Raw genomic sequence first — 20,103 nt, forward strand, 5'->3', positions numbered from 1 at the left:
CCGGCATGAAGGACAGCAAAACCATCATCGCCATCAACAAGGACGAGGATGCTCCCATCTTCCAGGTAGCCGACATCGGCCTCGTCGGGGATCTCTTCAAGATCGTCCCGGAACTCACAGAAAAACTGTAATCCGGTCATCTGCAAACGCAATCAGCCCCGGCCTAGCCCGCCGGGGCTTTTTCGTGTTTGATCATCAAGGCGATATTCGCGGTTAACGGCGTTGGCGGATATCAACGCTCCCGCTATTTTAACGAAATGTTAACTAGGATTCGCCGCCTCTTCACGATCAGGACCAAGTTCGAGGCCTTTGCCGTGATTTACGCGCTGGCTCTGGGCGCGACGGACCGGGGTATGCATTATGTTGCGCATTATCCAGGTGCAGGCGGCAAGCTGTTGTTCCTCGCCTGCTGTGCGGCGGTGATGATGGGGGGCGGCAAGATTATCGACGCGGTCGAAATGCAGGCTCAGCTCGGCTATCTGGACTGAGCAACGCTTGACAGCGCCGCCTCGGCCTGCGCCAACGCTTCCGGCGTATTGATGTTGTAAAATGCGGCCTCCACCGCCACCATGCGCGCACCGCATGCGCGCATCCAACCCCGGATCGAGCGATCCGGTTGGTCATCCAGCCACCTGTCAAGCTGCCCCGCGAGCATGGCAGGCCAATAGCCCATCAGCCAGTGCCCCTCCACCACCGCGGGGCCGGGGGCGAGCCGCAGGCCAAGGTCGGGCGGCAGGGGCATCGTGTCGCACCCTGCGCACAAAACCGCTTCATGCCCCTGTTCGTGCGCGAAATGCAGTGCAGCGTTGAGGCCACCCAATGGCCCCTCGCCGCCGCGCGGGCGATCCGGGACCGAAGGCAAGCCACCCCACTCCCGCCCGACGACGACCAGCGCATCGGTCTGGCCCCCAAGTGCCCGCGCAACATGATCGATCAGCGCCAAGCCATTGAGCCGTGCCGCCGCCTTGTCCGCACCGAAACGCCGCGCCTCCCCGCCCGCAATGATTGCGCCGAGCAGGGTCATGGTAAGCCGCTTCGCTTATTCCTCGATCGGCGCGCCCGGTCCGTTCTTGAGAATCGACTCGATGGCATTTTTTGCTGAGGCCTTGCTCTTGTAACCCTCGGTCCAGAAGATGACTTCGGCGTTGTATTTGAATTTGGCGACATATTCGCCCGCCTTGTTCTGCTCAATCACAAATTTGTGCGCCATTATCCTGACTCCAGCTGTTCAACGCGAAGAGCAGACTATCTGGCTGCCTCCGCTTCGCAAGGTCAAAAGCGCGCGGGCGCGTAAATCTTCGTATCGAGGGCTGCGATGAGCGGATCATCCCGCCCCAGGATCAGCGCCGCCCCCAGCCGCGCCGCCGCAGGAGCAGTCTGTATACCAAAGCCACCCTGCCCCGCGAACCAGAAGAAGCCAGGCGCTTCTGCATCTGGCCCATAGACCGGCAACCGATCCGGCGCGAAGCTGCGCAAGCCTGCCCATTTGCGCTCCACCGCCTCCACGCGCCAGTCCACCACCTGGCTCAGGCGGTCGATCGCGATGGCAACGTCAAGTTCGTCCGGCGCGACATCGCCCGGCTCGGCGGGCTGCTCATCATGCGGAGTCAGCCAGATGCGCCCGCCGCCAATTGGCTTGAAATACAAGCTCTCCTCCAGATCGAGCACCAGCGGCAGGTCATCAGGCACTGCCGGGGCCATCCGCAATTGCACGACTGTGCGCAACAGCGGCTGGATACCGAGTGGGCGCAGACCGCAGAGGCGCGCGACGTCATCTGCCCACGCACCCGCCGCGTTGACGAGTAGGGACGTGCGTACCTCCTCGTCACCGGACAGGCGCACCGCCCAGCCGCCATCGGATAATGCCTGTGCCCCCTTCAAGCGCGTGGAGCAGGCGACATTGCCACCGCGCTGGCGTAGCTGTTTCAGATAAGCGCTGTGCAGCGCCGCGACATCAATGTCACACATGGTGGGTTCGGCAAGGCCAGCCGTCCATTCTTCACGCAGACCGGGGATCGCATCGCGCAAGGCCGCCGCCTCCACCGGCTGAAACAACGCATCATCGGCAAAGGCGGCGATCTTGGCGTCTCTTAGCGGCGCATGCTCCACCCGCCCGATATGCAGCGCGCCGCGCGGGCTGAGGAAGCCCTGCTCGGCAAAATCCGGTGCCGGGCTGGAAAGCAACGGATAGGACGCGCGGGTGAGCGGGCGGACGTTCGGCCCGCCATAACTCTCCGACCAGAAGGCGACCGAGCGCCCGGTAGCATGATAACCCGGTTGCGCCTCGGCCTCGACCACCAGCACAGACATATGCCCGGCAAGCTCTGCGCCAAGGCTGGCGCCCGCCATCCCCGCGCCGACAATCACGGCGTCATACTGGCTGGCAAGGGCGGTCATGGGCGGGAGGCGTACTCGGCAAAGAAGGCGTCTATACGGGCCAGCGCATCATCGCGCACCGCATCTACCTCGCGCAATATTTCATGCGCAACATCGGCGCCATAGACATGAATCCGGGCGCCCGGCACCCGCGCCGCCGCACGGATGATCGCGGGGGTGGAGACCACCCGGTCCCCCGCGCTGGCGAGGATCAGCATCGGCGCGGTGATCCGTTCGAGAGTATCGGGCCGCGCCATCCACGCGAGCGAACGAAAAGCCGCGCGCAGCCATCCCCATGTCGGCGGGCCAAGCGCGACGTCCGGTCGCTCCAGCTCGAACCGTGCCTCGCGCAACAGGCGCTCCCGGTCATGGGTGAGCACTGTGGGTAAGGCAGTGCCTTCGTCAACGCTCAGAGCCTCGCGCACCCGCCCCACCGCCTTGCGCCCCAGCCCCACCGCGCACGCCGCCGCCGCGATCCCGCCCGCCAGCCATTGCGGCAGCGGCCCGGCGCGTATGCCCAGCATCGGTGCGGAGAGCGCCACTGCATCCGCCGTTATCCGCCCTTCCGCCAGCGCGCGGAGTACCAGATGGCCGCCCATGGAATGTGCGACGATGACATGCGGCGCGCTCGTGCGTGTGTGCCAGTCCTCCGCATAGGCCTCGATATCCTCCAGCCAGCAGCCGAAGTCCTCCGCATGGCCCAGCGCGCTGCCCTGTATCAACCGCCCGGATCCGCCCTGCCCCCGCCAGTCCACGCTTTCAACATCCCAGCCCTGCTCCGCCCAGCCGATCAGCGCCTCGTCATATTTCTCGATATGGTCTGCCCGCCCGCCGATGAACAGCAGGGAACCACGCGCCCCGCCCCGGCCAGACAGCCGCACGCGCCGCAATGGCCAGCCATCGGGCGCGGGCCAGCTCTCCATCATGGCGTCATCAAGGGTGGGCACTGCCAGTCGCATTAACGCGCTGTTTACGAGTTGGTAAGGCATTGCGTCTAGACCTGACGTCATGAGCGGGGAAATTATCCGGATTATCTTGCTGTGCGCACTGGCTGGCTTGCTGGTGGCCGCCGCTGTTACGGATATACGCGCGCGCATCATTTCCAACCGGCTGAACCTCGCAATTGCTTTGCTTGCGCCGCTTTATTGGCTGGCGAGCGGGATTCCCGCCTGGCCGGATATGGCTCTGCAAGTCGGGTTAGGCATCGGCATGTTCGGCATTTTCGCGGCGCTATTCGCGCTCGGCATGATGGGCGGAGGCGATGTGAAGCTGCTTGCCGCGGTCGCCTTGTGGTTCCCGTGGCAGGCACTGGTGCTGTTGCTTGTGCTGATGTCGGTCATCGGCGGCGTGGTGACACTGGTGACAGTGATCCACCACCGGATCAGCAAAAGGCTGGGCCAGCCGGAGGTGCCTTATGGCGTCGCCATCTCGCTCGCGGCGATGTGGCTGGTCGGTGAACGGATAATTAACCAATTTGCGTAACATTTACGCTCGGAAGACCCGCTTTTCCGGGCTTGGAGGACGAGGTTCGTCATGGATGTGAAAAAAGCAGTGCTGCTGGCAGGCGCGCTCATCATCGCAGTGGCAGCGGCACTAATGGCCCGCTCTATGTTCAGCGAGACACAGGCGCCAGCGCCGCAGGCAACCGCCTCCGCCGTGCCGCAGCAGGCGCTGGATGGCCCGCAGGTGCTGGTCGCGAAACGCGCGCTGCCCGTGGGCACGATCATTGATGCCGAGAGTTTCCGGTTTCAGCCCTGGCCGAAGGATCTGGTCGAGGAACCCTATTATCTTCAGGGCAAGGCAGACCCACAGTCGCTTCAGGGCGCTGTCGTCCGCAATGCCATCACCGCAGGTCAGCCTGCGACGCGCGGCGCACTCATCATGCCGGGCGAGCGCGGCTTCCTTGCCGCCGCTCTTGGCCCCGGCATGCGTGCTGTGACAGTGCCGGTCTCTATGCAAAGCTCGGTCGCGGGGTTCATCTTCCCCGGTGATCGCGTCGACGTGCTGGTGACGCAGACCGTGAACGGTGAAGACGCCAACAACCCGCTGCGAGTCACGGAAACCATTGTGCGCAACCTGCGCGTGCTTGCCACCGATCAACGCACCAATGCGCTCGATGAAACAGGCAAGCCTGATGTGCGCACCTTCTCCAACGTTACGCTGGAGGTAACACCGCGGATCGCGGAAAAGATCGCCGTATCGCAAACCATGGGCCAGATTTCGCTCACGCTGCGCGCGCTGGCAGACACCAAGCAGGATCTGGACGCAGCCATCGCCAATGGCAATGTCGCACTGCCTAACAGCAACGATCCCGCCGCTGAAAAACGCGCGCTCACCACTATTGCCTCGCGCCCAGAGGATGGCCGCTTCGGCTATTCCACCGGCGGCGATGTATCCCGCTTCGCCCGCCGCTCCATGCCGCCGCGCAAGGTTGTGCCGCAGGTCGGCGCGCTCGTCCGCGTGGCGCGGGGTACAGCGGTCGAGCAGGTAGAGATCAGGGGGAACTGAGATGAACCATACACGCTCATCGCTGCGCAAGGCAGGCGGTCTCGCCAGTGCCCTGTTGCTCGCCAGCGCCAGCCTGATCGCACCCGCCGGGATAGCTGGAGCTGCTCCGGACGCGGCAAAGTCAGCAGAAAACGGCGTCATCCTGATGTCGGTCGGCGCCAGCCGCGTCATCAACCTGCCGGGCAGCATGACCGATGTGGTCGTCGCCAATCCCGGCGTGGCGGACGTGCATGTGCGCTCGCAGAACCAGATCTATATCCTCGCGAAGAGCGCGGGGGAAACCAGCATTTCCGCCACGACTGCGGGGGGCCGCGTATTGTGGAGCGGCATGGTCCGCGTCGGCAACAACCTCACCAGCATCGATCAGATGCTGAAACTCGCGATGCCGGATTCGGACATCACCGTCTCCAAGATGAACGGGCTGATCCTGCTCACCGGCACGGTGAAAGCGCCGGAAGACGCCGCCGAGGCCGAACGGCTGGTGCAGGCGTTCTCTGCCCCGCCTCCGGGGCAGCCGGTTCCCACCGTCGTCAGCCGCTTGCGCACCGCGACGCCGCTTCAGGTCAACCTTCAGGTCAAGATCGCCGAAGTCAGCCGCAATCTGATTCACCAGATCGGCACAAACTTGAGTAGTGCCGACTTTACAAACGGTTTCAAGTTCGGGGCTGCAACGGGTCGGCAAATCGTCAGCGGCCAATGGACGCCGGGTGGATTTCTCGGCACCGGCAATGGCCTTGTGCCCGGAACTGGGGGCAGCGTCGCGTCGCAGCAGATTGGCGCTACCACGATCGCCGCGGACACCAAGCTGTTCGGCATGAACATCCTCGCCGCGCTCGATCTGGCGGAGATCAGCGGCCTCGCCACCACGCTGGCGCAGCCCAACCTCACCTCGCTTTCAGGCGAGACGGCGAGCTTCCTTGCGGGCGGCGAATATCCCTACACGGTGTTTAATGGCGCCAACAACGGCAACAGCATCGAGTTCAAGCAATATGGCGTGCAACTCGCCTTCACCCCCGTGGTGCTGGCGGATGGGCGCATCTCGATGCGCGTGCGTCCCAGCGTCTCGACGCTCGATTTTTCGATCAACAGCAGCGTTCCGGCGCTGAAAACCCGCACCGCCGAAACCACGGTGGAGCTTGGCTCCGGCCAGGCCTTCATGATCGCGGGGCTGCTGAGCAACGACACTGCCAACAATATCAACAAGGTGCCCGGCATCGGCAACGTGCCGATCTTGGGCAGCCTGTTCAAATCGCGCAAATTCCTGCGCGACGAGACCGAGCTGGTGATCGTCGTCACGCCCTATTTGGTGAAGCCGATCAACGCCAGCGACGTGCGCCTGCCGACTGACGGCTTCCGCAACGCGACGGAGCTTCAAGGCTTGCTGCTCAACAAGGGGTCAGACGGTGTGAGCGGCGCCAACCGGCCCATGCCGTCCGTCGCGCCCAAAGCGCCACCGGCCAGCCCGGCAGGCGCGCCACAAGCCGCCATAACCCCCGTTCCCGCGCCAGCGCCTACGGGTGACAAGCGCAAGCCCGCCCGCACCGCTGCTGCGGAGGCTGTCGGGCCGGGCTTCACATTCTGACGGGAAGGATCATCATCATGACTAGCTCACATACCCGCTCCTTCCTCCGCCGCTTCGCCCTCGTCGGAGCAATCGCGCTGCCACTTGGCGCGTGCGGCGCTGAAACCGCTGTCAATCGCGGCGTCGAATCCGTGCATCAGCCGGTCGTCAGCTACACCAGCTTCGTGCTGGATCTGCGCGCAGACAGCGGTGCGGGAGTTTCCACCGACGAAAAGGCACGGCTCAATGGCTGGCTCGATTCGCTTGGCATAGGCTATGGCGACAGTGTAGCTCTGGCCGGGGCATATAGCGCCGCCGCCAAGGCAGACATCGCCGACGTGCTCGGCCAGCGTGGCATGCTGGTGCGCGATGACAATGCAGTCACCGCCGGAACGCCGCCTTATGGCTCGGTTCGGATCGTCGTGCGCCGCGCGACCGCTGCCGTTCCCGGTTGCCCCGACTGGCGGACGAAACAGGAAAACACCATGTCCGGCGGCACCAGCTCCAACTTCGGATGCGCGGTCAACAGCAATATTGCCGCTATGGTCGCCAACCCGGAAGACCTCGTCCGCGGCCAGACCGAGAGCAATGGCGGCCTGCGCACCGCGACATCCAATCGCGCGATCAAGGACATGCAGGCCAAGCCGACAACCGGCTCCGGCGGCCTCGTGAGCCTGGGAGGAAACTAAGCGATGAACGCTCCCTTCAAAATGGGCATGGGCGCCGGGCGCGACATGTTTCAGGCCTATGCGTGTGACGACAACACCGCCGCCATCACCCGCTCCGTCGCGGTTGAGATGGGCTGGGATGCAGAGCGCGTCTATAAGGGCGGCCTGCGCAATGCGGTGCAGTCTCTCTCCGTCAGCGCCAGCCCGCATGTGTTGTTCGTCGACATGTCGGAATCGATCGATCCCCTGAACGACATCAATGGCCTCGCCGAAGTATGTGAGCCGGGCACCATCGTCATTGCCTGCGGGCAGGTAAACGATGTGCGGCTCTATCGCGATCTTCTGGGCAGCGGTATTCAGGATTATCTGCTCAAACCGCTCAACGCCGAACATCTGCGCGAGACATTTGCCAGTGCGCAGGCCGCGTTTCTTGCGCCCCGTCTGGAAGGCGGCGATATGCACAGCCACATCGCCACCGCCGTCATCGGCGTGCGCGGCGGCGTGGGTGCTTCGACGGTCGCAACGTCGCTCGCGTGGCTGCTCTCGGAAAATGCCAAGCGGCCGACCGCGCTTCTCGATCTAGACCTGCACTTCGGCACCGGCGCGCTGACGCTTGATCTGGAGCCGGGCCGAGGCCTGATTGACGCGATCGAAAACCCCAGCCGTATCGATGGACTTTTCATCGAGCGCGCTATGGTGCGGGCATCAGACACGCTGGCCCTTCTTTCCGCCGAAGCGCCGATCCATCAGCCGATGCTGACCGATGGCGGCGCGTTCCATCAGCTTGAGGAGGAATTCCGCAGCGTGTTCGGCGCCAGCGTCATCGATATGCCGCGCCATATGCTGATCCAGTTTCCTCATCTCATGGTAGATTATAATGTCGGTGTAGTAGTGACGGAAATCACGCTGGCCGGCGCGCGCGACACCATCCGGCTGCTGTCTTGGCTGCGCTCCAACGCGCCGCAGATGAAGGTGATCGTGGTCGCCAACAAGGTGCAGGCCAATGCGCTGGAAATATCGCGCAAGGATTTTGAACAGTCCATCGAGCGCAAGATCGACATCAGCCTGCCTTACGACATGCGCCTTGCAGCGCAGGCCGCCAAGCTGGGCAAGACGCTTGCCGAGGTATCCAAATCCAGCAAGCTAGGTGCGTCTTATGCCGAGGCGCTGAGCCAGGTTCTGGAGCTGGGCGGGGCAGATGGCACAGTGGCCGAACCCAAAAAGGGCGGCTCGCTGATCGGCAAACTGGAAGGTCTGAAAGGCATGCTGCCCAAAAAGGGCGGCAAGGCCAAGGCGGAAGCATAAGCAGGCCATGACATTTGGCAGGCGTGGATAGGACTTCATGGATCCCAAACTGATCCTCCTTGTCATGATGGTGGGCGGTGCGCTCATGCTGGCGGCGCTCGCCTTCTCCGGCCCGTCGCTTGCAAAGGCACAATCGCGCCGTCTAGCGGCCGTGCTGGGTCGCCATAGCGGTGCCGCCGAAAACCAGGTCGAGGCGCGGATGCGCAAGGCGATTGCCTCAACATCCGCCCAAAAGGCCAATGCCTTCATTTCTTTGATCCCCGATCCCGAAAAGCTGGCGAAGCGCCTGAGAATGACCGGCAAGAAATGGACGCTCAATCAATATATGATTGTCTGCGCCAGCATCATGGCGGGCATTGCGGGCTTTGGCCTGCTGCGTGGCTGGTCGCCGATCACCGCACTCCTCGTCGGCACCGCCGCTGGACTCGGCCTGCCGCATAAATATGTGAGTATGGTCATCGCCAAGCGCATCAAGAAATTCACGCAGAACTTCCCTGACGCGCTGGAGCTGATGGTGCGCGGTCTGCGCTCCGGCCTGCCTATTGCCGAAACGCTCAACATCGTCTCGACCGAGGTGCCTGCGCCGGTGGGGGAAGAATTCAAACTGGTGACGGAGCGGATCAAGATCGGCAAGACAATGGATCAGGCGCTGATCGAAACCGCCGAGCGGCTGGGGACAGCGGAGTTCCAGTTTTTCTGCATCACGCTCAATATCCAGCGCGAGACAGGCGGCAACCTTGCCGAAACCCTCTCTAACCTCGCCACCGTGCTGCGCCAGCGCGCGCAGATGAAGCTCAAAATCAATGCTATGTCGTCAGAATCCAAGGCATCGGCCTGGATCATCGGCTCTCTGCCGTTCATCGTGTTCGGCCTCATCAGCTGGATCAATTTCAATTACATGGCAGCATTTTTCACGCCCGATCCCAACGGGCTGTTCGGACTCAGCCTGATGCAGCTCATCGGCCTGGGCGGCATGGGATGGATGGGCATTGGCGTGTTCATCATGGCCCAGATGATAAACTTCGAGATCTGACGCACCATGCCCGGCAAAACCCTCTTTGGTATGACTGGCGCGGACCTCGCGACCCTGCTCGCCGCCGTGGCGACGCTGGCTGTTCTGTATGCCATGTATATGGCCACGACGGCGCGCGATCCGATGACCAAGCGGGTCAAGGCCCTCAACGAGCGGCGCGAACAGCTGAAGGCGGGCATTACCGCTTCCACCGCCAAGCGCCGCGCCAAGCTGGTGCACCAGCGCGAGAGCACAGACCTGATGCGCACGCTGCTCAAAAAGCTGCAGGTGCTTCAGGACGATCAGCTCCAGGTGGCGCAGAAGAAACTGGCGCAGGCAGGTATCCGCTCAAAGGATCTGGCGGTTGCCGTCATTTTCGGGCGTCTGGTGATGCCCATCGCTGTCGGGGGCCTTGCGGCCTTCATGCTCTATGTCGTTCGCGCCTACCCGGAATGGAGCGATTTCAAGCGCTTCATGGCGTTCGCCACCTGCTTGCTCGCCGCCTACAAGGCACCGGACATCTATATCTCCAACCTCATCTCCAAGCGCGCTGCCGCGATCCGCAAGGGTCTTCCCGATGCGCTTGATCTGCTGGTGATCTGCGCCGAGGCGGGGTTGACCGTCGACGCCGCCTTTGGCCGTGTTTCCAAGGAACTGGGCCGCGCCTACCCTGAGCTGGGTGACGAGTTTCAGCTCACCGCCATCGAGCTGAGCTTCCTCACCGAGCGGCGGCAGGCTTTTGAAAACCTCGCTACCCGCGTAAACCTCGACGCACTGAAGGGCGTGGTCACGACAATGATCCAGACCGAGAAATACGGCACGCCGCTTGCGTCGGCATTGCGCGTACTCTCTGCCGAGTTCCGCCACGAGCGCATGATGCGCGCAGAGGAAAAGGCCGCGCGCTTGCCCGCGATTATGACCGTGCCGCTGATCCTCTTCATCTTGCCGACGCTGTTCGTCGTCATCCTCGGCCCGGCTGCCTGCTCGATCAGCAAGAATCTGTAAAATTCTTCCATTGCGTCGAACGCAGCGCTCCGGCCATAACCGGAGCGGGGAGACATGCGCATGTTTGAGGAAGTGATCGAGACCCGCTGCCCACTCATCAAGTGGAGCGGCGACAAGGCGAGCTGGTTCTTCATCATACTGTCTGGCGATGTGGTGGGCGAGATCCACTATGCCGCGATGGGCCGCACCGGCGGCTTCGGCTCGGTCAAGGTGCGCGCAACCATTGGCGATACAACTTGGGAAACATCGCTATTCCCCAGCAAGGAAATGGGCGGCTTTATGCTGCCGGTAAAGGCGGCGGTGCGCAAGGCGGAGGGGCTGGCCGAGGGTGACGAAGTAGCGCTAACCCTCCGGATTTAATCCACGTCTTCGACATCGACCTTCTCGCCCGTCACCTTCTGGCTCAATGCTGCCGCCATATAGGGATCGAGCGCGCCGTCGAGCACATCATCGGGCGAGGACGAGACGACCCCGGTGCGCAAATCCTTCACCATCTGATAGGGTTGCAGCACATAGGAGCGGATCTGGTGGCCCCAGCCTATCTCGGTCTTGGCGGCATATTCGCCGCTGGCCGCCGCCTCCCGCTCGGCCAGCTCCTTTTCGTAGAGCCGGGCCTTCAGCATGTTCATCGCGGTGGCGCGGTTCTTGTGCTGGCTGCGGTCATTCTGGCAGGCGACGATGATGTTGGTGGGCACATGGGTGATGCGCACCGCCGAGTCGGTGGTGTTGACGTGCTGCCCGCCCGCACCGGATGCGCGATAGGTGTCGATCTTCAGGTCCGCCGGATTGATCTCGATGTCGATATTGTCATCGATCACCGGATAGACCCACACCGAGCTGAAGCTCGTGTGCCGCCGGGCCGAGCTGTCATAGGGCGAGATGCGCACCAGGCGGTGCACACCGCTCTCGGTCTTGGCATAGCCATAGGCGTTCTCGCCCTTGATCAGCAGCGTCGCGGACTTGATGCCCGCCTGCTCGCCTGCCTGATAATCGACCAGCTCGACCTTGTAGCCGCGCTTCTCCGCCCAGCGCTGATACATGCGCTGAAGCATTTCGGCCCAGTCCTGGCTCTCGGTGCCGCCCGCCCCGGCATGAATTTCGAGGTACGTGTCGGAGGCGTCCGCTTCGCCGGCAAGCAGCGCCTTGATCTTGTCTTCGTCGGCCTTGTCGGCCAGCACCGCTAGGCTGGCGACCGCCTCATCACCCAGCGCGCTGTCTCCTTCGGCATCCGCCATTTCCAGCAGCTCAACGGTATCGAGTTTATCTTTCTCGATAGCACGGGTGGCAGAAATAGCGGTGTCGAGCCGGGTGCGCTCGCGCATCACTTCCTGCGCCTTTTTCTGGTCGTTCCACAGGCTTGGGTCTTCGACGCGCGCGTTCAGCTCGTCGAGCCGGCGCAACGCGCGGTCCCAATCAAGGAAGCGGCGCAACAGATCCAGCGCGGCATCGATACGGTCACAATAGGCTTGCGCTTCGGCGCGCATGATTCTTTCTCCAATCGGGGCTGGGGGGTGCCCCTAGTATATTCCGCCCTCGCGCTGCAAGAAATCACTGTCTTTGTTCGCCGCAGGCCCACGCGCAGCGCGTGCCCGCTCTGCCTTGGCCTGCGCATCCAGCTCCTCCTTGCGGATGGTGCGGCGCGGCTCCGTCTCTGGCTTGAAGGCTTCCCAGATCACGGCGGGCTTGGGATCGCTCGTCGGCCACGCGCCATAGACGCGCTTGCCGGAGCGCCGGTCTATCCGCACCATGCGGATTCCCGCAGGCGCGACGAACGGTTCCTTGGGCATGTCCTTCAATATCGGCGCCATCGCCTCTTTCCAGATCGGCGCGGAAATCCGGCCACCTTGCGCATAGCCGCCCAGCGAACGCGGCGTATCATAGCCCAGATAGACCCCTGCCACGAGATCGGGCGATCCGCCGACGAACCACACATTGGTCGGGCCGTTAGTCGTGCCGGTTTTGCCGAACAACGGGCGGCCAAGGTCCGCCAGTACGGTTGCGGTGCCGCGCTGGATCACGCCCTCGGTGATGTGCACCATCTGATAGGCGGTCATCGGGTTCATCGCCTGTTTGCCGGAGCGACCAAAGCGCGGCATAGCCTTGCCGTCCCAGTCCGCCGCGTTGCACGCGGCACAAGCGCGCCATTTGTCGGGCCAGATCACTGTGCCATGCCGGTCCTGCACATAGTCTATCACGCGCGGGCTATTGAGGCGGCCATGGTTGGCGAGCGCCGCATAGGCATTGACCATTTTTTCCACCGTCGTCTCGCCCGCGCCAAGCGCGTAGGCAAGATAGGGCTGGTAATCGCCGATGTTCATCGCCTTGATCGTGCGCACCACGCGGTCCATGCCGGTCTGCGATGCGGTGCGCACCGTCATCAGGTTGCGCGATTGCTCTATGCCCCAGCGCATCGTGTGCGGCCCGCCGCCGCCCGCATCGAAATTCTTGAAGCATTTCTGACCGAGGGAGGCGGACTGCCACACGCAGAACGGCCCGTCGACAATGATCGTCGCGGGCGTCATGCCATTGTCCAGTGCCGCAGCATAGACAAACGGCTTGATCGTCGATCCCGGCTGGCGCTGCGCCTGTGTTACGCGGTTGTAGGAGGAGAGGCTGGAGTCGAACCCGCCCTGCATCGCGTAGATGCGCCCGGTGCGCACCGCCTGCACCATCATACCGCCCGATACTTCCGGCACGCTGCGCAGGGCATAGGTGCTGCCGCCCATCGGCTTGACGACGATCATGTCGCCAGGTTTCAGCGCGTTGAACGCCGGGCCGCCGATTTTGCGATAAGGCGTCTGCGCGAGGCTGGCGGGCAGTGTGCCGGTCTTGCCGCCGGACAGCCCCAGCTCCGCCGCGCCCCGGTCCTTCGACACCACCACCGCCACGCGCCAGTCCTGATAGTCGATGCTCTTGAAGCTGCTGGCGAAGCGGCTGCGCCACTGGTCGTCCATCTCGATCGTGGCAATGGGGCCGGACCAGCCATGCCCACCCGAATAGCGCAGCAGGCCATTGCGCAGCGCATCGCGCGTGCGGCCCTGAATCTCGGCATCATAAGGCGTGCGTATCCACAGGCCACCGGCATAGACGCTGTTGGGGCCATCCTCTTCAGTGTCGCCGAATTTCTCGATCAGGCGGCGGCGCACTTCTTCCATATAATAGCCACCCGCATCAGCGCGCGCGCTGTCAAACAATGTGCCGAGCTGGTTTACAGCGTCGATCGGGCGGGAGGTGGCGTCGCGATATTGCGTATCGGTGATCCAGCCGTTCTGCTTCATCTCGCCCAGCGCCCAGTTGCGCCGTTCGAGCGCACGGGCATAGCCCTTTTCCGTCTCCGGGCGATAGTTGGCCGGACCCTTGGGGAGGATTGCGAGGAAGGCGAACTGGTGCAGCTTGAGCTCGCCCACATCCTTGTTGAAATAGGCGCGCGACGCCGCCTGTACGCCATAGGCGTTGCGGCCAAGGAATATCTGGTTGAGATAGAGTTCGAGGATCTGCTGCTTGGTCATCGCCCGTTCGATGCGGTAGGCGAGGATCATCTCCCTGATCTTGCGGGTGGGGGAATATTCGTCACCCAGCAGCAGGTTCTTCGCCACCTGCTGCGTGATGGTGGAGCCGCCCTTGGCGCGCTCGCCGGAACCGATCTTCGATGCATAATCGATCACCGCGCCTGCAAGCCCAGTGAAATCCACACCATGGTGCGAAAAGAAGGTCTTGTCTTCGGCCGAGAGAACGGCGCGGATCAGCTGGGGCGGGAAATCATTGTAGCTGAGCTGTACCCGCCGCTCGCGCGCATAGCTATAGACCGGCTCGCCGTTGACGTCCCGCACCACGCTCGGCAGCGAGGGTTCATAATCTGCCAGCGCCTCGGCATTGGGCAGATCGCGCGCAAAAATGGCCCAGAATAGCGCAAAGAACACCAGAACCGCGCCAAAAACATAGGTCGCGCGGCGGACCCAGCGCTTCTGCCACCAACCGGCCAGCGTCAGCCGTGCGTCGCTCACACCTCTGGTCACGCGATAGCTGAAGCGATCCTCGCTCGTGTTTTCGGCTCCGGCATCATTCATGGCACCCGCCTGTAGAAAAATATGGCAGGCTTGGCCAGTCCATAACCATGCGTCTCATCGGCTGATCTGTGCGCGGGCAAAATGGATCTCTATGGCGCGGGCAAGCCCTTCGGCCGCCTGAGCGCGCCCCTTGACGGAGGATAGCCGCGCCACATCCTGCGCGCTGGTGATATAGCCCGCCTCGAACAACACCGAGGGAATATCCGGCGCCTTCAGCACTACCAGCGAAGCAAAACGGTGCCATGTGCTGCGGAACGGCACAAAGGGCGCCGCCTCGCGATAAAGCAGGCGCGCAAACTCGACCGATTGCGCCATCGCCTCGCGCTGTGACAGGTCTATAAGTATCGAGCTGACCGTGCCTTCCTGCGCGCCGACATCGACCCCGTTTATAATGTCGGCCCGGTTTTCTCGCATCGCGAGGCGGGCGGCCTCGCGGTCCGACGCGGTTTCAGAGAGCGTATAAATGGTCGCGCCCTGTGCCCCATCATTTTCCGCCGCATCCGCGTGGATCGAGAGGAACAGATCAGCCCCCAGCCTGCGCGCGATATCATAGCGCTCCTGCAACAGCAGAAAGCGATCGTCGCTGCGCGTCAGCGCCACGCGCGTGCGCCCGCCGCGCACCAGCCGGTCACGCAGGGCAATGGCGAGCGCCAGCGTCACCTCTTTTTCCTGCTGCCCATGCGCCCGGTTGGCCGCGCCGGGATCGTGCCCGCCATGCCCGGCGTCGATCACCACCAGCGGGCGGGCAGGATCGGCAGGGCCATATATGGGCGGCAGGGCAAGGCCTTTGGCGGGCGGCGCGACATGGACGGTAATGCTGTGGCTGCGCCGGGGCGGGCGGGCATAGTCTGACGATAGTGCATCGGGTGCACCGCCGAGCGATGCGAATAATGCAGGTAGCCATAGAAAATGCGCGCTCATCACGCTGACTATTCGCCGCTATCGCGCGCGCCGTCCAGCCGCGTTAACACAATATTTACCATGTCGGGCGGAATATCCCCCTGAGCAACCAACAAAAGATCGGGGGGCTGTTGCTCCCGATGACCAGTGGTGCTAGCTCATGATGCGCGCAATGCCGTCGGCTGTTTGAAGTCATGACGCAGGGCGCGCTTGCAGGGTGGCCGAGGGTATGTACCCGATTCCATCCGTTCTAAACAGGTTGACGTTGTAATGAGGCATTTTTCCCACTCCGTTCAAGGCCGCAATGCCGGCCTTGACGCGCGGTCGGGAGTTTCGGGTTCCGGCACAATGACCGGCCATGCCCATGCAACAGACACATATATCGCAAATCCATTGAACCCTATCCACCAGAACCGGGTACGCCCCGGCCACGCCGTTTTGGCATGGCAGCGCGGCGCGCCCCTCATCAATCGCATGGCCCGCCGGAGAGATTTGATCCGGCCGCCCCATGCCCGGAGTAATCTGAATGAACATGCGCATGCTAATCGACGCGCGCCACCGGGAAGAAACCCGTGTCGCGGTCGTCAAGGGAAACCGAATCGAGGAATTTGACTTCGAATCCGCAGAGCACAAGCAGCTCAAAGGCAATATCTATCTGGCAAAGGTAACGCGGGTCGAACCCTCGTTGCAGGCTGCGTTCGTCGATTACGGCGGCAACCGCCACGGCTTCCTCGCCTTTTCGGAAATCCACCCGGATTATTACCAGATCCCGCGTGAGGACCGCGAGGCGCTGCTGCGTGAGGAAGCAGAACACGCCGCGCAGGAAGCCGCGCTGCGCGATGAGGACGACGACTATGCCACCGAGGCAGATGCCGAGGGCACAGACGCCGACGACGACCACACCGATCATGCCGCTGAAGAAGCCGAGGAAGAGGGTGAAAACGGTGCCCCCCCTCCGCGCCGCCGCAAGGGCGGGCAGAGCGAGGATCATAACGACGAGCTGCGCCGCAAGCGCATGGCTTTGCGCCGCCGCTACAAGATCCAGGATGTCATCAAGCGCCGCCAGGTGCTGCTGATCCAGGTAGTAAAGGAAGAGCGCGGCAACAAGGGCGCGGCGCTGACCACCTATCTCAGCCTCGCGGGCCGCTATTGCGTGCTGATGCCCAACACCAGCCATGGCGGCGGTATTTCACGCAAGATCAGCAACTCGGCCGACCGCAAGCGCTTGAAGTCCATCATCGCCGAGATGAACCTGCCTTCGACCATGGGCTGCATCGTCCGCACGGCGGGGCTGGAGCGCACCCGCACCGAAATCAAGCGCGACTTCGATTATCTTGCCCGCCTGTGGGACGAGATCCGCGAAAACACGCTGAAAAGTTCGGCCCCCGCGCTGATCCACAACGACAGCGACCTTATCAAGCGCGCGATCCGTGACATCTATAACCGCGATATCGACGAAATCATGATCGAAGGCGACGAGGGCTATCGCGCCGCCAAGGATTTCATGAAGCTGCTGATGCCGAGCCACGCACGCAAGGTAAAGCAATATGCCGACCCCGTCTCGCTGTTCCAGCGGCACGGCGTGGAGGATCAGCTCGCCGCAATGTATCACCCGGTGGTACAGCTGAAATCCGGTGGCTATCTCGTCATCAACCCGACCGAGGCTCTGGTGTCGATAGACATCAACTCCGGCCGCTCCACGCGCGAACATAATATCGAGCAGACCGCGCTCAACACCAACCTTGAGGCTGCGCGGGAAATTGCGCGTCAGCTCCGCCTGCGCGACATGGCGGGCCTCGTCGTCATCGACTTTATCGACATGGAGCACGGCTCCAACGTCCGCAAGGTTGAGAAGGCGATGAAGGACGCGCTGAAGGACGACCGGGCGCGGATCCAGGTGGGCCGCATATCGGGCTTCGGTCTGATGGAGATGAGCCGCCAGCGCCTGCGCACCGGCGTGCTGGAGGCATCGACCCGCGCCTGCCCGCATTGCGAGGGCACCGGGCTTGTCCGCACTGCATCCTCCGCCGGGCTTTCCGCGCTGCGTATGCTGGAAGAAGAGGCTGCGCGCGGCCGGGGCAGCATCATCACGCTGCGCGCCAGCCAGGAAGCCGCCTTCTATGTGCTCAACAACAAGCGGCGCGAGCTGGACGAGATCGAGCAGCGCTATGGCGTGACGATCATTATCCTCCCGGATGGCGAGGTTGAGGGCGCGCGCATGTCTGTCGAGGCAAGCGGGCCAAGGCCGCTGGTTCAGGTCAGCTATGCGCCGATCGCCGATGTGGAGGAGGATGACGACCTGCCTCTTGAGGAAGCCGAGGACGAGGAAGACATCCCGGAAAACGAGACCCGCGACGAGCGTCAGGCCCGCGAAGACAGGGAAGACCGCGAGGATCGCGAAGGTGGTCGTCGCCGTCGCAGGCGCCGCCGCCGCCGTGGCGGCCGTCGCGAAGAGGGCGAGGCGCAGGGAGCCGAGCGCGAGGCAGGTGATGAAGCCGGTGAGGCTGAGTCAGACGCCGCGTCTGGCGAGGAGCAGGACGCCCCCACCGCAGTAACAGCCGATGATGGCGAGGAAACCCGCCGCCGCAGCCGCCGTGGCCGCAGGGGCGGTCGCCGCAGGCGTGGCGAGGGCGATAGCGAGGCACCGGCAGGCGAAGCACAAGTGCCCGATGCCGCATCCGAGGAAACAGGCAGCGAAGCCATAGCGACCGAGCAGCCTGCCGAAGCGCCAGAAGCGATGGAGGCCGAGGCCCAGGCTGAGGCAGCGCCCAAGCCAAAAACCCGCCGCACCCGCAAGCCCAAGGCGGCTGTTGCGGCGGATGAAGCAGCATCGTCTGCTGAGGCCGCCCCGGCAGGCGTGGAGGCACCTGCCGAGAGCGTACCTGCTGCTGCGGAACCAGAGGCAGAAGCAGCACCCGCAGCCAAGCCCAAGCGCACCCGCCGCAAGAAGGCGGATATCGAAGCGGAAGCAGCCACAGGTGCGGCAACCGAGGATGTCGCGTCAGAGGCAGGCGCAGCCTCTGCCCCCGCTGCCGCATCGGCCGCAGCACCCGAAGCCACGATCGAAGCGCCTGCGCCTGTCTCCGCCGATGCCGCAGAGCCGGAAGAGGACAATGGCGAGCCGCGGCGCGGCTGGTGGCAGCGCACTTTCGGCGCGTAAGGGCTTTACCGGGGCGCGGGTCAATAGCCCGCGCCCTGTTCGTCCTGTGTGTCATCTTGTGTTCAGCAAGACGGGAGCAGTGAGAGCGGCATGCACAGTCTTTGTCTCTTTCGCTTCACCGCTCCGGCCCGCGCATTACTGGGGCTGCTGCTCAGCCTTGCGCTGCTCATCCAGCCCGCCAACGCGCAGCAAGTGCTGCGGGATGCGGAAACCGAAGCCTTCCTCAATGAAATCTCTGCCCCACTTATCAAGGCGGCAGGCCTCAGCCCCAATAATGTGCAGGTGTTGCTGATCAACGATCGCTCCATCAACGCCTTTGTCGCGGGCGGGCAGATCGTGTGGATTCATTCCGGCCTCATCACCGCAGCGGACAACGCCAATCAGCTTCAGGGGGTGATTGCGCATGAGCTGGGCCATATCGAGGGCGGGCACATCATCCGCTCCGGTGAGGGCATTAAAGCTGCGACAGGCATCACCCTGCTCTCGCTGTTGCTCGGCGCAGCGGCGATCGCAGCGGGCGGCGCCGAGGCGGGCATGGGCATCATCTCGGCAGGCCAGCAGGCAGCGCTCGGCAAATATCTCGCCTTCTCGCGCACGCAGGAGAGCAGCGCTGATCTAGCGGGCGCACGCTATCTGCACGCCGCCGGGATCAGCGGCAAGGGCAGCATCGCCTTCTTCAAAAAGCTGCAAAATCTCGAATATCGCTATCGACTGCGCGAGGAAGCAGACGATGGCTATGCCACCACCCACCCGCTCTCGACAGATCGTATTTCCTACCTCACAGAGGTCTATCAGAAAGACGCCGCCTGGAACGCCAAAACCCCGCCAGAGCTGGAGGCGCGCTTTGCCCGCATCAAGGCCAAGCTTTCGGGCTTCGTCGATGATCCGGCGCAAACCCTGCGCACCTATCCCGAAACGGACCAATCGCTCCCCGCCCATTATGCCCGCGCTTATGCCTGGCATAAAAGCGCCTACCCGGACAAAGCGCTGAGCGAAGCCGCCAAGCTGGTGAAGGCCCAGCCGCATGATCCATATTTTCTGGAGCTGCAAGGGCAAGTGATGCTGGAGAGCGGGCGAGCGGAAGCAGCGATTCCCCCACTGCGCGAAGCCGTACGCCTCACCAACAGCCAGCCACTGATCGCCACCCTGCTGGGCCATGCGCTGATCGCGACCGAGAAGGAAGCGAACTATGCCGAGGCGGAGCGTGTGCTGCGCGCAGCAGTGGCGAAGGACAGGGAAAATCCCTTCGCCTGGTATCAGCTTGGCGTGGTTTACGCCAACCGGGGCGACAGCGCGCGCGCGGCACTGGCGACGGCGGAGCGCTATGCGCTGGAGGGCAACACGCCACTCGCGTTGCGCAATGCCGAGGCGGCGCTGGCAGGCATAGACAAGGCTAGCCCGGATTATCTGCGTGCGCAGGACATTGCACTGGCCGCGCGCGGCGAGATGGACAATGCACGCAAGGGCCGTAAGAAAGACAAAGGGGGCAACGACGAAGCCCCTGAAGGAAAGCCCGCCACTTGACCAGCCACCCTGCCCCG

17 protein-coding genes and 2 pseudogenes are annotated in these 20,103 nt (G+C 63.3%); 12 read left to right on the forward strand and 7 right to left on the reverse strand.

Annotated features, from left to right (window positions below):
- A pseudogene (locus EQG66_RS15620) lies at positions 1 to 131 on the forward strand (electron transfer flavoprotein subunit alpha/FixB family protein); the annotation flags it as partial.
- A gap of 126 nt (positions 132 to 257) precedes the next feature.
- The gene (locus tag EQG66_RS12430) at positions 258 to 488 is read left to right on the forward strand and encodes a hypothetical protein (RefSeq protein WP_129404988.1); all 231 of its coding nucleotides are present in this window, start codon (positions 258 to 260) and stop codon (positions 486 to 488) included.
- Here the strand turns inward: EQG66_RS12430 and mobA are convergent.
- The 4 genes from mobA to EQG66_RS12450 form a co-directional block, all read right to left on the reverse strand.
- Entirely contained in the window at positions 476 to 1,024 is a 549-nt protein-coding gene (gene mobA / locus EQG66_RS12435; RefSeq protein WP_129404921.1) for a molybdenum cofactor guanylyltransferase, read from the reverse strand. The genes EQG66_RS12430 and mobA overlap by 13 nt on opposite strands.
- Positions 1,025 to 1,039: 15 nt before the next feature.
- Positions 1,040 to 1,210, reverse strand: a complete 171-nt coding sequence (locus tag EQG66_RS12440; RefSeq protein ID WP_129404922.1) for a YegP family protein — start codon at positions 1,208 to 1,210, stop codon at positions 1,040 to 1,042.
- A 62-nt stretch (positions 1,211 to 1,272) separates the two neighbouring features.
- Entirely contained in the window at positions 1,273 to 2,397 is a 1,125-nt protein-coding gene (locus EQG66_RS12445) for an NAD(P)/FAD-dependent oxidoreductase (protein WP_129404923.1), read from the reverse strand.
- A complete protein-coding gene (locus EQG66_RS12450; protein ID WP_245988082.1) occupies positions 2,394 to 3,323 on the reverse strand; it encodes an alpha/beta fold hydrolase in 930 nt (309 codons plus the stop codon). The genes EQG66_RS12445 and EQG66_RS12450 overlap by 4 nt, the downstream gene beginning before the upstream one ends.
- A 61-nt stretch (positions 3,324 to 3,384) precedes the next feature.
- On the opposite strand from EQG66_RS12450, the gene EQG66_RS12455 reads away from it, so the two are divergent.
- Genes EQG66_RS12455 through EQG66_RS12490 form a run of 8 tightly spaced genes read left to right on the forward strand, consistent with a single transcriptional unit; the run spans position 3,385 to position 10,795 of the window.
- Positions 3,385 to 3,858 carry an A24 family peptidase gene (locus EQG66_RS12455; protein WP_129404924.1) on the forward strand — a complete coding sequence of 158 codons (474 nt, stop codon included), beginning with the start codon at positions 3,385 to 3,387 and terminating at the stop codon, positions 3,856 to 3,858.
- Positions 3,859 to 3,909: 51 nt separating this feature from the next.
- The gene (gene cpaB / locus EQG66_RS12460) at positions 3,910 to 4,884 is read left to right on the forward strand and encodes a Flp pilus assembly protein CpaB (RefSeq protein ID WP_129404925.1); all 975 of its coding nucleotides are present in this window, start codon (positions 3,910 to 3,912) and stop codon (positions 4,882 to 4,884) included.
- A gap of 1 nt (position 4,885) precedes the next feature.
- On the forward strand, positions 4,886 to 6,466 hold the full coding sequence (locus EQG66_RS12465) for a type II and III secretion system protein family protein (protein ID WP_129404926.1): 1,581 nt from the start codon (positions 4,886 to 4,888) through the stop codon (positions 6,464 to 6,466).
- A 17-nt stretch (positions 6,467 to 6,483) separates the two neighbouring features.
- Positions 6,484 to 7,134: a CpaD family pilus assembly lipoprotein gene (locus EQG66_RS12470; RefSeq protein WP_129404927.1), complete on the forward strand. Its 651-nt coding sequence runs from the start codon at positions 6,484 to 6,486 to the stop codon at positions 7,132 to 7,134.
- A gap of 3 nt (positions 7,135 to 7,137) precedes the next feature.
- Positions 7,138 to 8,418, forward strand: a complete 1,281-nt coding sequence (locus tag EQG66_RS12475; RefSeq protein WP_129404928.1) for a P-loop NTPase family protein — start codon at positions 7,138 to 7,140, stop codon at positions 8,416 to 8,418.
- A 37-nt stretch (positions 8,419 to 8,455) separates the two neighbouring features.
- Positions 8,456 to 9,451, forward strand: a complete 996-nt coding sequence (locus tag EQG66_RS12480; protein WP_129404929.1) for a type II secretion system F family protein — start codon at positions 8,456 to 8,458, stop codon at positions 9,449 to 9,451.
- A 6-nt stretch (positions 9,452 to 9,457) separates the two neighbouring features.
- The gene (locus EQG66_RS12485) at positions 9,458 to 10,435 is read left to right on the forward strand and encodes a type II secretion system F family protein (protein ID WP_129404930.1); all 978 of its coding nucleotides are present in this window, start codon (positions 9,458 to 9,460) and stop codon (positions 10,433 to 10,435) included.
- Between the two features lie 54 nt (positions 10,436 to 10,489).
- Complete coding sequence (locus tag EQG66_RS12490) at positions 10,490 to 10,795, forward strand: DUF1905 domain-containing protein (protein WP_129404931.1); 306 nt, start codon at positions 10,490 to 10,492, stop codon at positions 10,793 to 10,795.
- Here the strand turns inward: EQG66_RS12490 and prfB are convergent.
- The 3 genes and pseudogenes from prfB to EQG66_RS12505 form a co-directional block, all read right to left on the reverse strand.
- The gene (gene prfB / locus EQG66_RS12495; RefSeq protein ID WP_129404932.1) at positions 10,792 to 11,919 is read right to left on the reverse strand and encodes a peptide chain release factor 2; all 1,128 of its coding nucleotides are present in this window, start codon (positions 11,917 to 11,919) and stop codon (positions 10,792 to 10,794) included. The two genes, EQG66_RS12490 and prfB, sit on opposite strands and share 4 nt — an antisense overlap.
- A gap of 33 nt (positions 11,920 to 11,952) precedes the next feature.
- Complete coding sequence (locus EQG66_RS12500; protein WP_129404933.1) at positions 11,953 to 14,502, reverse strand: penicillin-binding protein 1A; 2,550 nt, start codon at positions 14,500 to 14,502, stop codon at positions 11,953 to 11,955.
- 54 nt (positions 14,503 to 14,556) lie between these two features.
- Positions 14,557 to 15,348 (reverse strand): annotated as a pseudogene (locus EQG66_RS12505) (N-acetylmuramoyl-L-alanine amidase family protein); the annotation flags it as partial.
- A 580-nt stretch (positions 15,349 to 15,928) separates the two neighbouring features.
- Here EQG66_RS12505 and EQG66_RS12510 point away from each other — a divergent pair.
- Positions 15,929 to 18,562, forward strand: a complete 2,634-nt coding sequence (locus tag EQG66_RS12510; protein ID WP_245988083.1) for an Rne/Rng family ribonuclease — start codon at positions 15,929 to 15,931, stop codon at positions 18,560 to 18,562.
- Positions 18,563 to 18,652: 90 nt separating this feature from the next.
- Positions 18,653 to 20,086 (forward strand): M48 family metalloprotease, encoded by a 1,434-nt coding sequence (locus EQG66_RS12515; protein WP_129404935.1) that lies wholly within the window; start codon positions 18,653 to 18,655, stop codon positions 20,084 to 20,086.
- Positions 20,087 to 20,103 lie beyond the last annotated feature (17 nt).

The sequence above is a fragment of the Sphingobium fluviale genome (assembly GCF_004122115.1).
GTDB classification, from domain to species: domain Bacteria; phylum Pseudomonadota; class Alphaproteobacteria; order Sphingomonadales; family Sphingomonadaceae; genus Sphingobium; species Sphingobium fluviale.

Bases quoted from the DNA above. Each gene is read 5' to 3' on its own strand.
- EQG66_RS12480 (WP_129404929.1), top strand. From the start codon at position 8,456: ATGGATCCCAAACTGATCCTCCTTGTCATGATGGTGGGCGGTGCGCTC.
- prfB (WP_129404932.1), bottom strand. From the start codon at position 11,919: ATGCGCGCCGAAGCGCAAGCCTATTGTGACCGTATCGATGCCGCGCTG.
- EQG66_RS12430 (WP_129404988.1), top strand. From the start codon at position 258: ATGTTAACTAGGATTCGCCGCCTCTTCACGATCAGGACCAAGTTCGAG.
- EQG66_RS12440 (WP_129404922.1), bottom strand. From the start codon at position 1,210: ATGGCGCACAAATTTGTGATTGAGCAGAACAAGGCGGGCGAATATGTC.
- EQG66_RS12445 (WP_129404923.1), bottom strand. From the start codon at position 2,397: ATGACCGCCCTTGCCAGCCAGTATGACGCCGTGATTGTCGGCGCGGGG.
- EQG66_RS12465 (WP_129404926.1), top strand. From the start codon at position 4,886: ATGAACCATACACGCTCATCGCTGCGCAAGGCAGGCGGTCTCGCCAGT.
- EQG66_RS12485 (WP_129404930.1), top strand. From the start codon at position 9,458: ATGCCCGGCAAAACCCTCTTTGGTATGACTGGCGCGGACCTCGCGACC.
- EQG66_RS12500 (WP_129404933.1), bottom strand. From the start codon at position 14,502: ATGAATGATGCCGGAGCCGAAAACACGAGCGAGGATCGCTTCAGCTAT.
- EQG66_RS12515 (WP_129404935.1), top strand. From the start codon at position 18,653: ATGCACAGTCTTTGTCTCTTTCGCTTCACCGCTCCGGCCCGCGCATTA.
- EQG66_RS12490 (WP_129404931.1), top strand. From the start codon at position 10,490: ATGCGCATGTTTGAGGAAGTGATCGAGACCCGCTGCCCACTCATCAAG.
- EQG66_RS12475 (WP_129404928.1), top strand. From the start codon at position 7,138: ATGAACGCTCCCTTCAAAATGGGCATGGGCGCCGGGCGCGACATGTTT.
- EQG66_RS12510 (WP_245988083.1), top strand. From the start codon at position 15,929: ATGAACATGCGCATGCTAATCGACGCGCGCCACCGGGAAGAAACCCGT.
- cpaB (WP_129404925.1), top strand. From the start codon at position 3,910: ATGGATGTGAAAAAAGCAGTGCTGCTGGCAGGCGCGCTCATCATCGCA.
- EQG66_RS12455 (WP_129404924.1), top strand. From the start codon at position 3,385: ATGAGCGGGGAAATTATCCGGATTATCTTGCTGTGCGCACTGGCTGGC.
- mobA (WP_129404921.1), bottom strand. From the start codon at position 1,024: ATGACCCTGCTCGGCGCAATCATTGCGGGCGGGGAGGCGCGGCGTTTC.
- EQG66_RS12470 (WP_129404927.1), top strand. From the start codon at position 6,484: ATGACTAGCTCACATACCCGCTCCTTCCTCCGCCGCTTCGCCCTCGTC.